At 47.2% G+C, this 14,414-nt stretch carries 7 protein-coding genes and 1 pseudogene; 4 read left to right on the top strand and 4 right to left on the bottom strand.

Translation table 11 applies throughout. The features are described 5' to 3' along the window. Positions 1–108: 108 nt before the first annotated feature. The 4 genes from BWI97_RS24205 to BWI97_RS24220 all read right to left on the bottom strand — a co-directional run bounded on the left by BWI97_RS24205 (position 109) and on the right by BWI97_RS24220 (position 5,591). Positions 109–1,275 (bottom strand): alpha/beta hydrolase, encoded by a 1,167-nt coding sequence (locus tag BWI97_RS24205; RefSeq protein WP_102203156.1) that lies wholly within the window; start codon positions 1,273–1,275, stop codon positions 109–111. Positions 1,276–1,711: 436 nt separating this feature from the next. Next, positions 1,712–2,854, bottom strand: a complete 1,143-nt coding sequence (locus BWI97_RS24210) for an acyltransferase (protein WP_102203157.1) — start codon at positions 2,852–2,854, stop codon at positions 1,712–1,714. Positions 2,855–3,027: 173 nt separating this feature from the next. Then, a complete protein-coding gene (locus tag BWI97_RS24215; RefSeq protein WP_102203158.1) occupies positions 3,028–4,383 on the bottom strand; it encodes a serine hydrolase in 1,356 nt (451 codons plus the stop codon). 83 nt (positions 4,384–4,466) lie between these two features. After that, a complete protein-coding gene (locus tag BWI97_RS24220) occupies positions 4,467–5,591 on the bottom strand; it encodes an AraC family transcriptional regulator (protein WP_102203159.1) in 1,125 nt (374 codons plus the stop codon). Positions 5,592–6,796: 1,205 nt separating this feature from the next. Here BWI97_RS24220 and BWI97_RS24225 point away from each other — a divergent pair. From BWI97_RS24225 to BWI97_RS24245, 4 genes and pseudogenes are all read left to right on the top strand, one after another. After that, positions 6,797–8,140 carry an SWIM zinc finger family protein gene (locus BWI97_RS24225; RefSeq protein ID WP_102203160.1) on the top strand — a complete coding sequence of 448 codons (1,344 nt, stop codon included), beginning with the start codon at positions 6,797–6,799 and terminating at the stop codon, positions 8,138–8,140. Between the two features lie 23 nt (positions 8,141–8,163). Beyond that, a complete protein-coding gene (locus tag BWI97_RS24230; protein ID WP_102203161.1) occupies positions 8,164–10,965 on the top strand; it encodes a DUF6493 family protein in 2,802 nt (933 codons plus the stop codon). A gap of 21 nt (positions 10,966–10,986) precedes the next feature. Next, positions 10,987–13,773: pseudogene (locus tag BWI97_RS28555) on the top strand (DUF6493 family protein). 12 nt (positions 13,774–13,785) lie between these two features. Next, positions 13,786–14,337, top strand: coding sequence for a DUF1877 family protein (locus tag BWI97_RS24245; protein WP_102203164.1), 552 nt, complete (start codon positions 13,786–13,788; stop codon positions 14,335–14,337). Positions 14,338–14,414: the final 77 nt, after the last annotated feature.

Genomic DNA, 14,414 nt, shown 5'->3' on the forward strand with positions numbered 1-14,414 from the left:
CTGTTTGGAACTTTCAAGATTGCAACCTATTGGTTCTGCCCGGCTCTTGCCAATTGTAGTAACCAGCCCAACCTCAGATACGGGAAGCATTCACGGACAAGCATTCCTCTACTGCCGCTTTTTGACATTTCCCATAAAGCGAAAGACCTCCTGAAAATAAGGAATGGTGTAAACGTTCGACTCCAGATAAATTTCATGACCCGCTCCCTTTACCCGGTAAAATTCGAGGTTACGAGCCCGATTGGCAAACGTGAAATGACCTTTGGGATCTACGTAGCCATCGCGTTCAGCCTGAAACAGTAAGATGGGAATGGTAATCTTTTCAACGTTTGTTCGCTTAACGACCGAGTGCGTTAGGTCCATCAGGGTGGAAGCCGTCGCCCAGGAGGCCCCAAAGCTTGGATGCTGCGTGAGGCCCAGCGTGTACCGATGCCAATACGCTCCTTTCTCGTCGCAGTAAGTCGCTGGGATGAGCGGGTGATAGACTTTATCTTTCTTCAGATCAAAAGCCCGGGCTCCCAGGGCGTAGGTACTTCCCTTTCCCAGAGACACCAGAGTCCTGGCAACGGGATCGCCCGCAAAATCCGGAATACCTTCGATCAATAGTTTAAATAGCGGCGTATTCAGAATCAGGCCATCTACCAGTTGGGGGTATTCTTCCAGGGTACGGGCAGCAATACCCCCACCCATGGAATGCCCGTAAAGAATGGTCTTTTGACCGTTGGCTTGCGGGTGAACAATCGTCGCGATAAAAGTTTGCAGATCATCCACCCACACGTGGTAGTCGCTACAATGCACCAGGGAAGAATCGCTGGAAGCCCGCGAGGAGCTGCCATGACCAAAATGATCCAGAATAAATACCTGATACCCCTTTTTCAAACAGTAATACACCATCTCCTGATATTTTTCCTTCCGCTCCGTAAAGCCGTGGGAGATGATGACATTGCCTATGGGTGCTGCTAATCGGTATTGATGGTAGGCAATCCGGCGGCCCCGATGAGTGAAGTAACCACTGGTCTGACGGGCTTTCACGTACGGTAACACAAGGCTATCCATTTGCCTGGCGTACTGACGCTGAGATAGATACAGAGAATCGGCTGGAACGTTCAGGTTTAGCTCCTTTTGCCTGGCGGAACGTTCATCGTAGCCGTTATAAAAGGTGTATATCCCTGCATAAACCAGAAATAAAAGCAAAACGGCGAGTGCTGCAATTAGATAAGGCCGGGTGAATAGTCCTTTTTGGTTTGGTGTCGATGGTAGACCAGTGCTGTTCATGGCTAGGTTTTCTGTCTGTTCAGGGGTTGAGGTCGAATCACGTTACACGTACGGTAAGCCAGTGATTTATAAAAAGTAGTAAGAACTTCTGTGAGGCGTTAAAGTAAATGAATCAACGCATACCAACCCGCCTTTTCTGGATTAACTTATGAAGAATTCACGCAGCAACCACTCTATCTCTGCAAAAGGTTGCTTTTCAATTGATTAAAATAAAATTTCTCCAGGTCCGGGAATGATCATACGCAGCCATAAGGCTTTTTACCATGATTTTGTTTACTTAAGGATAGGCTCCTTAGGTAACCGGAAATTTATCTGGATACTTCCCCTAATCAGGAAGCATCAACGGATCAGTGGAGAATTCGACATCGCTTGACCGGCCCCGGAAACGGTTCCTTTTTCATCGTTAAGTAACCGACTTTCTGGCCGGAACCTTAGCTCATCGTACTACCCCCACATGGGGTACCTGAACCACCGGAGCGGGCAAAACCTTGTGACGGAGTTGTAAGAAGGGCCGCTCAATCGCGATGTGCATAAGATAAGCGACGCCCACCGTTAAAAGCGTGCAAAGCAAAAACATGGCGTTACCATCCTTCGCCAGCCCCCATTCGCCAGCATAGCGTTGGGTCAGATGAATTACAATTTTGTGACTCAGGTACATGCTATAGGATAATTCCGCCAGCATTCGCCAGAGCTTTCGCCCGGGAAACTTCTGTTTGGGTAAAAGAATTAACGATAAAACGATAGTTCCGTAGCCTAACGCAACGATGGGAAAGCCCACAAGCGTAGCTGTAAAGGAAGCGAGGTCGGTACAGATTAAGGCTCCGGCAGTTAAAACGAGCAAGCCGCTCACTAAAATGATGGCGGCGTACGGACGTAATTTTTCCAGCCCGCCCGCCCGATACTGATGAAGAGCCGCTAAACTAATCCCTACCAGCAGCCCATCCAACCGGGTATACGTTGGGAAATACACCCAGATGTACCATTGACTGTAGCTGCCTTCCTGATAGTCCTGCACGTAGCTCCAGGAGAGGTACCGGATCAGTACGCCAAAGCAGAAGAATCCAAACAGCACCCACTGGCCCAGGTGGTACAGACGAAAATGTAGTAAAATCAGCAGAAGCAACGGGAAAAACAGGTAAAACTGTTCTTCCACGCACAAGGACCAGGCGTGAGAAAAGGCACTATGATGGAGAATGTCCAGGTTTATATTCTGGGTAAAAGTCAGGTATTTATGAAGGGGAGCCAGCATTCCGCGTTCCCGCACCAAGGGAAAAAAGTAGTAGAGGGCTAAGACAAACCCATAGGCTGGCAGGATTCGGAAAAACCGTTTGATGAAAAAAGTCTTTAGATCCAGCGTGTGCCGCTGACTGATTTCTTCCAGCAAGGGCGTCGCAATCAAAAAACCACTCAGCACAAAAAACAGATCAACGCCCGCCCAGCCAAAACTGCTGCTATCCGTAATCCAGGCAGGTGACTTGAACAGTCGACCATAGTGAAACAGATACACCATCGTGATGGCAATACTTCTCAACAGGTCCAGGGATACAAAGCGATTTCTGAAAGCGGATTGATTCGGCATGTACGGATTTCAAGGGATACGACTCATTCATCCGCTCGCCTAAACGGGTGAAATCCGGCTATCAACCTCTTCCCAAAGGTTTTGGCTACACTAGATCAACCCTTTACGAAACGGTGTATTCTTCAAACAGCAAGGTACTTAAAATACCCCGACCCAGCATAGACGCGACCCACTCATTTTACTTTTTCCCAGGTACTATCCTTGCCGTGTTCCCGAAGTACAAAACCGCTTACTTCCCCGGAAGCCTTTTTTTTAAAGGTCACGTAGTTATTAAAGGTCCAGACGAAAAAATGACCGGGGCTCGTAGCGTGTAAGGCTAACTCGGGCATTTGACCAGACGTATGCCCCAGAGCATAGAGCCTCCCCTGCCTTACTACAATATCGATAGCGTACTTTTTATTTAGTCGGTATGTTCCTACGTACGATTCAAGTTCATTTTGACTCAATTCGACTTCCTTTCTCTCCTGCCATAAATCATAGGGTTTACCGAATGCCATACTGGATAGGTCCATGACTACTGGAAAGATCGAATCGGTATAGGTACCAAAGTTGTTTAACAGAATGATCGTGAGGTCTTCGGTTGGATAATAGATGAATTCAGCCATGAAGCCCGGATAGCCCCCCGAATGCCGGACGTAGCCTTTGTTTTCATAGGTTCCGGTTTGCCAGCCGTAACCTTCTTTAAAAGCCTGTTTCCAGGTTTTTTCGGCGAGAAGCTGTTTGGTAGCCACGGCCCTGGCCCATTGAAACAAATCCCGGGCCGTGCTGTAAATGCCCCCGGCGGCATACAACACGGTCGAATCAGGATGCGGGTATGCTGACACATGCGTACTCGTTAGCGTATCATATCCAAAGGCCCTGGCACCAGCCGGCAGGTTCAGATAGTCAAAACCCGAATGGTTCATGCCCAGAGGTTGAAAAATCAGCTCCCGCATCGCCTGCTCATAAGGTTTACCAGTCGCCTGCTCAATGACCAGACCCAATAGAAAATACCCCGAGTTATTGTAGCTAAACTGTTTTCCGGGAGTGAACGCCAGGGGTTTGTGCTGCATCAAATCAAAAAAGAGTTGTCTGGAAATGGGATGACAAACGATCGTGGAATCTTCCTCATCAATCAACTCGGTGTAATTAAACAGACCCGACGTATGGTTCATCAGGTGATGCAGCTTTATCTGATGGCTATGGGGGAAGTCAGGAAGGTATTTGCTGAGCTTGTCCTCCACTGAGAGTTTTCCCTGTTCCTGAAGTTTTAAAACCAGGGCCGACGTAAATGATTTGGTAACTGATAAAATCGGAAAGCGGGTGGACGTGTCATTAGGCGTGGACCTGCTCACCTGAGCAAAGCCATAAGCTTTGTGAAGGATGACCTCTCCCCGGTGGGCCATCAGGGCGACCCCGTTAAAGCGGTAGGCCGCCTTCGCTGATCGCAGGTATTCGTCCGCCTGATGAGGTAGGGTTTTGAGGGGTTGAGCAACTACTGCTACGTAGGAAGTAAGTAGAAAGGTGACCAGACTAAGCATTCGTTTCATACAAACGTCTTGATTGATTTCAGGCCCAAATAGGCGTGAATCGAAGCAGAAGTCTACTCAAATCCGGATTTGAGCGTTACTTTCTACGGGGTCTGACGTTTGAGATACGCTCTGGGGGTCAGACCCGTCATTTGCTTGAACGTTCGCTGAAACGTAGCCTGGGAGTTATAACCGCATTCAAAGGCAAGTCCCGTTAGCGTCAATTGCTGTAGGGGATCCTGGTACAGGCGTTGCTTAAACGCTTCGATCCGGTATTCGTTGACAAACAGGTTAAAGGATTTTTGCTGGTGCTGATTAAGCACGAACGAAATGGATTTGGCGGGCTGGCCCGTATGCTGACTAACTTTTTGAACCGTTAGTTCCGGGTCCAGGTACAGTTTATCTTCGGCCATCGCTTTGGTAAGGGCATGCAGAACTGCCTGAACGGTCTCCTCCGCCAGGGTAGTCGAACTAGGTTTGCGAGCGATGGATACGGCCGGACTCAACGTTTGTACATACCCTTTGAGGCCCAGATAGTAAATCAGTACGGCCATTGGAATATACAGAGGATACCAGCCGAACTGACTTAGAACCGCCGAACGCATCGAGGGAATAAGCGTGGGGACCAGATGCAAAAGCCAAACGCCCTGAAACATCAGAAAGAGGGTTACTACGCCTTGCAGCCAGCGAATGTTTTGCGGTTCCGTTTCCCGTTCATTCATAGCCTGTCTATGCAGCCATTGTCTGGATAAAAGCAGGTAAACGGTCATTGAAATCCACCGGGGCAGGTCGGCATAGGTTTCATACTGATTCATCCAATGACCCCAGGCGGGGCCTTGCTCCTTACTTACTGCCCCTACAAGCAAACCGGCCAGAAAAGTCCAGCCGATCAACTTCGCACCCCAATCCAACACCACCGGAACCAACTGTCGCCATTCGGATTTTCCCAAACGAAACGCAGGGTCAAGCACGGCTTTCACGTAAAAATACAGCAGCGGACCTAACAGCATTATATTGTAAAATGGGAAAAAATCAAGCAGAAGGCCCACCCAACGGTGGGTAATGGGAACACTTACACCCAGACTCGCCAGGGCCATCAGGCCAAGCAATCCAGCCAGCAATCGGTTTGCCAGCCGATTGCCTTCACGTAGGCGTACCAATACAACAGCCAGAATGAAGCCCTGCAGAGAGCCCAGTAACACCAGTAAATCCAGGGGTGAAATCGTCATGGCAGAAAGTTAGAATGAAGCGAGTCAAGGCCCTAACGATTTTCATTTTTTATGTAGCCTTTTATGAATCAGGGCCCTTTGGGGCTAGTATGATTAGCCGCAGAATAGTCCCGTAGTCCTACTCTACCATTCGCATTTTTAGAAATTTGAATACCCTGAAAATGGTTTACCTAGCTACTGTTAGTATTAGGCAAAAGGCAGGTAGCGTTGAGGCTTGTAAAAGTGAACGACACTGCAATGGTTACTACTTTTGGACTTAGTCAAACGTTGCTCTACTTTCTATAAAAGCAAACGACCAATTTCCCATTCGTTCAGCACACTGATCAGCAGAATGCGATGAGATTGATACAAATTATTGTAAAATAGAGTTATAGATTCATCAATAATCCTTGAAAATAAATGATTGTTTTAGCAATAACTCAAATTTCATAAATACAAGTAAAACCTTAATCAAATTAATTAAAAAAGCTTAAATACTATTTATTTATAAAATCCGCTTTTGATTAATGTAATACTCTATTTACACAACCAAGGCAGGATAATATCCTTTATGTACTTTTTAATTAACTTACCAACTACTTATCATCTTCCTGAATGCATCAACTATACGAAGCCGTTGCAAAAAGGGCAACAACAAGTTTCAAATTTTTCAAAATCAGCAGTTTACCAAAAAACCATCAACTAGGTTATTGCTGAAGAATATACAGTCGAAGTTGATAAGTTCATCAGAGGGTAGCATCAGGCCCTGGTATTAATAGCAAATTTTCCACCAGAACATTTATCGAATTATAGAAACCTTCGATAAGTATCAAATGCTTTTGTATAACACAGCAATGGTTATACAAAAGCATTATTAAATAACTGCAAATAGAATAAATTTTCACAATAAAATATCATTTAATATTCTTATAAATCATTCTACTATTGGATCTAAAATTTTGATAAAACATACAATTAAATAAGTCTAATCAATTCTGATAACTACCAGACACTTTTCCACTGAAACTTTTTGATTTTATCATTATTGCAAATAGTAATCCATTGATTAAGATAAAATCAAGCTATCAGAATATTTAAAATGACATTCAGTACGAAGTTATCTTAGTATAGCAGAAAATACGTTTTAAAGATGATCGGAAAATTAAGTACTGGTTTGTTTTCAAATTTGTTTGTACCTTTTGCTTTTCATTTGATCCAGAATTACCGTGTCTACCTATACCTATCACTATGCAAACGCTTCTGCGTTAAAAAGCCATTCGGCGAGTCCCTTCCTAAGTTTAGCTGCTTTCAATGAAGATTCCCTGGAAGAAGATACTCCCTGTTACTTCTGGGGTTCACTCCTGGACCCGTACGTAACTGCCCGAGCCTTTATGACTTTATCGAAGGTGGTTCGTTCCCGCTTTACTTTGTCTGCTGCGGAGCGGTCAGCCATGCGGGATCCCATTGTCACGGCTGGGGCCGGTCTGATGCGGCTGGAAGCGTTTTCGGGGTGTAACGGCGTCTATGCCCGGGTCGATATGTTACCTTCCTCGCTGGATGGTGAATTCCTGGGCAGTGGTACTACGAACGTTGACTTCAACGAGCCCATGATTCAGGCTTTAAGTACCGTTAGCCGCCAGGATAAACTCCTTTTTTCAGTGGGCGAAAAAGAGGTTATTCTGGAGAAACAGGGCCAGCAAATCATCGAACGTAAAGTAACCTTACCCACTCGCTGGATTAAAGGACTCACGGCTGTTCAGGCTTATCTTTCCACGATGGAGCCTTTCGGTTCCTACAGTAAAGTACAAACCCTTCAGCTCTTCCAGTCTCTGCCCAGGGGAGAAACTTCCAACGATTTTTTTCTGACTTATCGGGCCAATCGTCCGGTTTTCAGTCCCGTAGCTTCGGGTAAATCCCTGCGAATCGGAGGGCTACACCGGCTTCGTTTGCTGGAGGCCCTTGTGCCTCTGCAGGAGGGTCTGGACGTTTTTCAAAGTCCGGATGAACAGGCCACTGCCTTTGTCTTCAGGCTCGGAACTCTGCGGTTCTTACTAACACTGTCCCGAGAAACAAAACGCGGATTTTCCGGGGAAGGCAATATTCTGGATACGCTGGTGGAAGCCGTACCCGAGTCGTATATTCAGGGAGCCCGACAGCTTTTCCAAACCAACGAAGCGTTTAACCCTACGTTGCTTTCCCTGGAAAAAGACCTCGACCCCGTTGTGCTGAATCGAGTGAGTATGCATCTTTCAGCCATGGGACTGCTGGGCTACGACGTAATCGATCACCAGTTCTTCTACCGAAAACTGCCCTTCAGGCCCAGCCGGATCCTGAGTCTGAACCCCCGCCTGAAAAATGCCCAGTCGCTGCTGGAAGCCGATGGAATCGAAATACTGGAGCAAACGCCTGATCGTGTTCAGGCCCGGGTAAGAGGTAGCAAGGATAACGTTTACCGCGTACTGATCGAAGGCAACAAAGCCCGCTGTACCTGTCCCTGGTATGCGTCCCACGAGGGCTTACGGGGGTCGTGTAAACACGTATTAGCCGTTCAGTTAGCTCTTCAGTCCTAATTTGCGTTTTTATTCTTCCCTTCATGTCCTATCCTGATCAGTTTGAACAGCTGGTAAAGACCTTAACTTTTGATGCGTTACTACCCTGGGTTGACGCTTTGCCCGCTAAAGATATCAAGGAGGTAAACGTTCGTATTCGTCAGCTGGCAAAAGCCAATCATGCTACCATCGGCTTGCATCCCAGAAAAGAATCGCGGGGGGAGTTCCTCCTTCTGGCGGCTCTGGCCTTATTTACCAATCAGGAACGCATTAACCTGCCGCAGTACCTGGCTTTCTATGTGAAGGATGTGCCCCTGTACCAGCTGGTGGAAGTTCTGAAATACGCCCAATCCCTTGCATGGGCCAATGAGTGGATTCGTCAGTCCAAACAAAAGAACCGCTGGAATGGACTGACTTACCATAAATTGAGAGTATTACTTGAGCAGGAGGTGATTAGGCACGACCGAAAGCTTTTTGCAGAAGAAATGTGTTTGGGCTACGTTGAAAGCCGTTTTAATAATACTTCTACTCCCGAGAATCTGTTGTATGCCATTTCACGAGACTCCTTTTTAATCAGCCACGATCTCGAATCGGTCTTTTTCTACGAAACGGCTATTGCCACCGAAGTTCATTTTGCCAACCGGAACCTGAAAGCCCTGTCCTGGATGGACATTTATCGGTACCTGATCGAGCGAAAGCAACTGGATCGGTATCGAATCCTGCAACTGTGCCTGGAAGGCCTCGTCCGGGATGACTTCAGCAAAGACCTGCTGGGGTGGTTCAGGGATCTCTTTACTGGACTGGAACCTACACCAGCGGAGCTTTTCGGTTTGCAGTTGCCTTTACTGACTCTGCTCAATACTGAATCTTCTCTGCCACTGAATCTGGCTATGGGCCATTTAAAAAAAATGGTCTTTCAGGAAGACTTTGCCTGGGAAGAATTTTTACAGCGTTCGGAACAGGTACTGAGCAGAACTGACGTCAAAAATGCCCGAAAATCAATTCTGGATATTTTGCTGAAATTTCCTAAAGCCTATCCACAAACCCAAAGCCGGGTCACCGAGCTGGCGGTTGTTTCTTTACTTACTACCGATCCGGTTATTCAGGAGAAAGCCACGAAAATTATCAGTCAGTGGGGAAACACGCAGGATGAAACGCTACGTGAACAGATTGATTTGTACGGCAGTAATCTTTCGGCGAAATCCCTTGAAAAGCTGGCAGCTTATGAAACCCGTCTGGCCTCGACGGAACAGGCTACCTATCACTACGACCCTAGTCCTAACGTTCAGCTTATCAGGGAACAGAATCGAATTCATTTCATCCGTACCTGGGAAGAACTTCTGTACGAACTGACCACTCCCCTCCGCAGTGATGACCCAATCAAGCTGGAGCGGATCATGGATGCAATCGTGCACCTGCCGGCCTTACCCTCAGACGCCGAGGAACAAGTAAAGCCCCTGCTAAAAAGCCATTCGTACGCTGAACTGAGCTGGGACCTGGATCAGCTGGTAGCACTGCTGCTCAGAGACTGGATTGGTGGGTTTCAGTACGCCAGAGTGCATCATTACAAACCTGGTAAGTACCACGATCCCTTTATTCCTTTCTGGCAGCAGCGGTTTAAACAGATCCCATCGTTACGGGCAGCGACTTTACCTTTTCTCAGCACGCCGACCCACGCTCCGTGCTGGATCAGCCCTTCGGTATTGATCGAACGGCTGGCATGCTATCAGCGGGCAAAAATGGCCTGTCAACCCTTCGATTTTCTCCTAGCCCTGGCCCGCACCCGACTGGAAGATACCCAGGAGGCTCTCACCAGACTCGAAAAACTGGAAGAGAGTGAAGAAACCCGGGTGCTGAGGTTTTTACTTGACCCGGCTCAGGAACTAGTTCTGCCGGAGCAAAAGAAAGCATTCTGGCAAAAGATGTACCAACGCTTTGTGGCCTCCGGCGAACGTTCGGATGTCACGGTTGAGCAGAGCTATTACGCAGTCGCGGCCCGAAGTAAATCCCCTCGGGCAAACTGGGAAGCATTTAAAACCACGGATCTCGGTGTCTATCCCAACGTATCGACGCTCTATCCATTTGCCTGGGAACATGAATTCGAGCAACAAAACCACCGGTGGAGTAAAAATCCGGTAATATTTCAACGCCTGGAATTTGCCAGTGAAGTACATACTCAGATTCCTCAGACGCTACTTTATTCATTGCACTATCCCATACATGGCCGTTTTGAAGAGACGCAGGATTACAGCTTCGCTGCTGATTTTCTTTTCTCTGCTTCGCTCATTCCTCAGTATCGCGAGCCACTTTACTACCGCGTTTTGCAGGTACGAGCCTTACGCTACAAAACCAATCAGTCGGATCAACAGGCACTCGAAAAAGCCTTACGAAGCCTACTGCCCGAAGAGGCCGTTTTCTACGAGTACGGATTAATGGTACTCGCCCAGGGATTTATCAGTGCTAAAGCGACGGATCGGGCACTGGCACAGGAAGTGTTCGTTCAAAAAATAGAACAACAAAAGCTGGACGTGAGAACGCTAGGGCAGGAGCTGGGTAAATTACTGAAAGAGAATTTTGCTCCGCTCCAGCGAGTGATTGATAGCCTGGAAGCATTACGACGACTCTCTCCCCTGCACGAAGACGCCCTCATTCAGTTCATTGAACAGATTCTGCTAAATCAGGCTTATAGTCAGCCCCCTAAAAACACGGCCAAACTCCTGTCAATCTATCAGGATCTGTTGCAGATGAATCGTCGCCGTTTACCTGATCACCTATCCGAACACCTGAACCACTGGCAGCAGTACCCGGCTTTGAAAAAAACGGTTCTGGAACTAAGCCGTATCTAACATCGCCTTTTGCCTTTACCCATGACCCCTGAGGACACCTTGCAAGAACTCATTTTATCCAGCCGCCCGGATGAACTGATCGCCTTTTTACAAAACACGCCACAGTGTACGCACAAAGCCAGTAAGGCTGCTATTCGCCAGCTTAGTCAGCAACTTTTCAGTGTTTTTATACCGGAAGGGGACATTCGCAATGAGCAGTGTCGAAGCTGTTACATGGCCGCATTGCTGACCTTCACCAGAAGTGAGCTGATGAGTATTCCTTCGTATTTAACCGTACGAACGGATGTAGAAGAAGATCAACTGATCCGCATCTTCCAGTTTAGAAACTTCGGTTCCTGGCTACCAAGCTGGATTAATACTATGATTCAAAAAAGGTACTGGATTCCTTCCTATGCCTTTTTGAAAAGACTCGAATCGGGTCAGCTTATTAGTTATGAACCTCATCTATTCGGTCGAGTCGTTAGCCCTGATCGCATGGGGTTGACTTTTGACGAGATCGAGTCATTAGTCAAAACAAGTACCCTTGCCAGGGATTTGCTGTCATTGTTTACCCATGTCGACCTGACCAGTTCTTATGGGTATGAAACCTATTGGACTCCTTTTGTAGCAGAATTGCTTTCCAGAAAAATCATCCTTCCCGAGGATGTATTAAAAGAGGTACTTGCCAACCTGGCCCGAAATGATTTTCACCGAACCAAATTTTTGTGGCTCAAGAGCATCGCGGAAAAAATTAAGCTTAGCTCTGAAGAAACAATCCAGGTACAGTCGGAGCTATTTGCGGTACTCACTACACAACACGGCGTAGGAATCAACTGGGTTTTACAGGAGCTGAAACCGCTGAGCAGGCATCCTGCTTTTCGATGGGCTGATTTTCTGCTCGCCATCGAACTCTTACTGAGTGGTAAACACGCGAAGCTGGGAGCCAGCAGAGCGTTACTCATTCTGGAAGAATTACCCCTCGATCATCCCGCAGCTACGGCCGAAACGGTGCGGGTTACCCTGCCGGCCTTGCTGGTAAAAGATGCTTCCATACAGGAAAAAGTCATTCGGATCGTTGCCCGCTGGAGTCAGCCGCAGGAAGAATGGCTCCGGGAGGAATTGTTGCTGTATACCGACATCCTTCCGGCAAACGCCTATGAATTACTGGGAAGCTTTTTATCGTCCACGCCGCCTGCTCCCATCGAACGTTACGTGTATCAGCCTAAATCCATCCGGGTACTGACGGAGGATCGGCGTATTACTGCTGTCACGAACTGGGAAGACTTGTTATTCTTAATCGGTAAGGTTACTACCCACTTTGATGTTTCAGAAGTGGAACGCTTACTGGATTCCCTTCTTCAGCAAGGATTCGATCTTCCAGCAGATTTCCAGGATCAGGTGAGTAGCTTTCATTTTGAGGCTATGTCAAGCAAAACCATTTGGCTCATTCGTGGCTTCCTGCAGGATTGGTCCAATGGGTTTGAAACGACAGCGTTGAACCATCTGGTATCACCCGCTTCCAATGATGAATTTATTACTGTTTTCTGGGTACGAATGATGTATGCGAAAGCCCTGGCGAAAGCAAACCAGCGACTCTCCCTGCTGAGTACACCCACGCATCGGCCTTTCTGGATTGATCCCGAGATTCTGGTATAACGTCTGTTCGCGTTTGAAAAAGCGGAGGTTGTCATCAATGAAATTGATTTAGCCGTAGCAATAGCCCGCCTTCGACTTGAACAGACAGAAGCCGCCTTAGGTAAAGCTCAGCAGCTTCGTACGCCAAATTTTAAAACTTTACTGACGTATGTACTAAATGCGGATCAGAATCTCCAGGAATCGCTTGACGCTCTGGAACCCTATCCCTTTCATTCCATTGAAACTTCGAACGTAGAATCTTTCGCTTCAGAAGAAATCTGGCCGATGCTTCTGGCAGTAGCAGCCCGTACGAAGAATTATCTGGGCATCTATCCGGAGTTTGAAAGGTATGCTTTTGGAACCTATCCCAATGTGTGTCGACCTTTTGAAACGAAATGGGATACCAGGACTTTCCGGGTGAAGAAAGACAGGTACTACAAAGATTCTCCCGAGATTGACCTACTCTTACTCAGCACTGATGCTTTTTATTACGACTCAAATCCTTTGCCGCTGCTGTATTCCCAACATTTTCATGGATCGTATCTTTCCAAATACACGGTCTGGGAAGAGTCGAAAGATTTTGAGATTGAACCCGGTCTTCATTATCTGTTCTCGTTGCTACCCAATCAGCCTGAACCCTTGTTTTTCAGGGCGTTGAGAAGCAGTGGACAAGGATCGGAGTCGGGTCCGTCGGGTACCCAAAGTACGCTCCAGGGGAGTCTGACCCAACTTCTGGAAACCGAAACCCCACTTCTGGAAAGTGCTCATCTGCTTTTGGCAGCAGGGATACTCAAAGAAACGGCGAACAGTCGGCAACTGGCTATGGATATACTGGCCCAACTGATTTCAGAGCAGCGGGTCGATGCGGACCTGCTCACACAAATTATTGGCGTTTTACTGAATCATGCGTATAGTCCCGTTCAACGCTTTGTCGATACGCTCGCGGCAATGATCAATCTGTCTCCCACACATAATGACGTGGCCTGTCAGCTGCTGGAAGGTATCCTAAAACGAATGAATGCAGAAAAGCCGCTGAAAAACACGAAGAAAATACTTTTGCAATACATTGACTTACAGCAAAAAACGGCAAGGCCTATGCCAGCCGTCCTCGAAGAACGGCTTCAATACTGGGAAAAATCTTCAGCTTTAAAAAAGGAAGTAGCTCAACTAAAACGTTCACCCCTTACGGTCTAGTCATTATTGCTTATGGGACAATCCCTGTCATTGTATACGCTGGATACCAGCAATTTTGAACAACTTCACGCCAGTAAGGGTCAGGATAAGGCAGCAATGGCTGAAGCCAAATTTAGTCTTCTGCTACAGAAAACCTTTATGGGCTTGGAGTACGTTCTGCTCAAAGGAAGATCGGAGGATGAAAAAGAAATCCTTCAATGGCTATTCACTCCCGATCAGTTCATCACTCCTTATGATTTCAAAAATGTTGATCCTGAGTCGTTAAGTGACGAGGAGACGGCCGACTACTGGGATGCGGTTGAACGTATGATTCCTTACCTGAGTCCGGATCAGATCAAGACCATTCATCAGGTTTTACAAACCATTCCGGTCGATCACATCCGGCAAAACTTTAATGCCCAGGAACTCAACGAGGAAAACATTTATCCCTGGGCCTGGGCCGACTCTGATGATCCGAATGTGGCGTATACCGCCCGCGAGCTAAGTGAAAATCTGGAAGGTTTGAAGGCAACCTTTCAGCAAGCGGATGAGCAACAGGCCTACATCCTTTGCTACATAGGCTAATACTTACCAGGCGAAGCTCTTTGAATTCCCTATCAGGCAAACGTTTACTCATAACAGCCAGTCGACGCCTGAGTTTA

Source organism: Siphonobacter sp. BAB-5405 (assembly GCF_002872335.1).
GTDB lineage: Bacteria > Bacteroidota > Bacteroidia > Cytophagales > Spirosomataceae > Siphonobacter.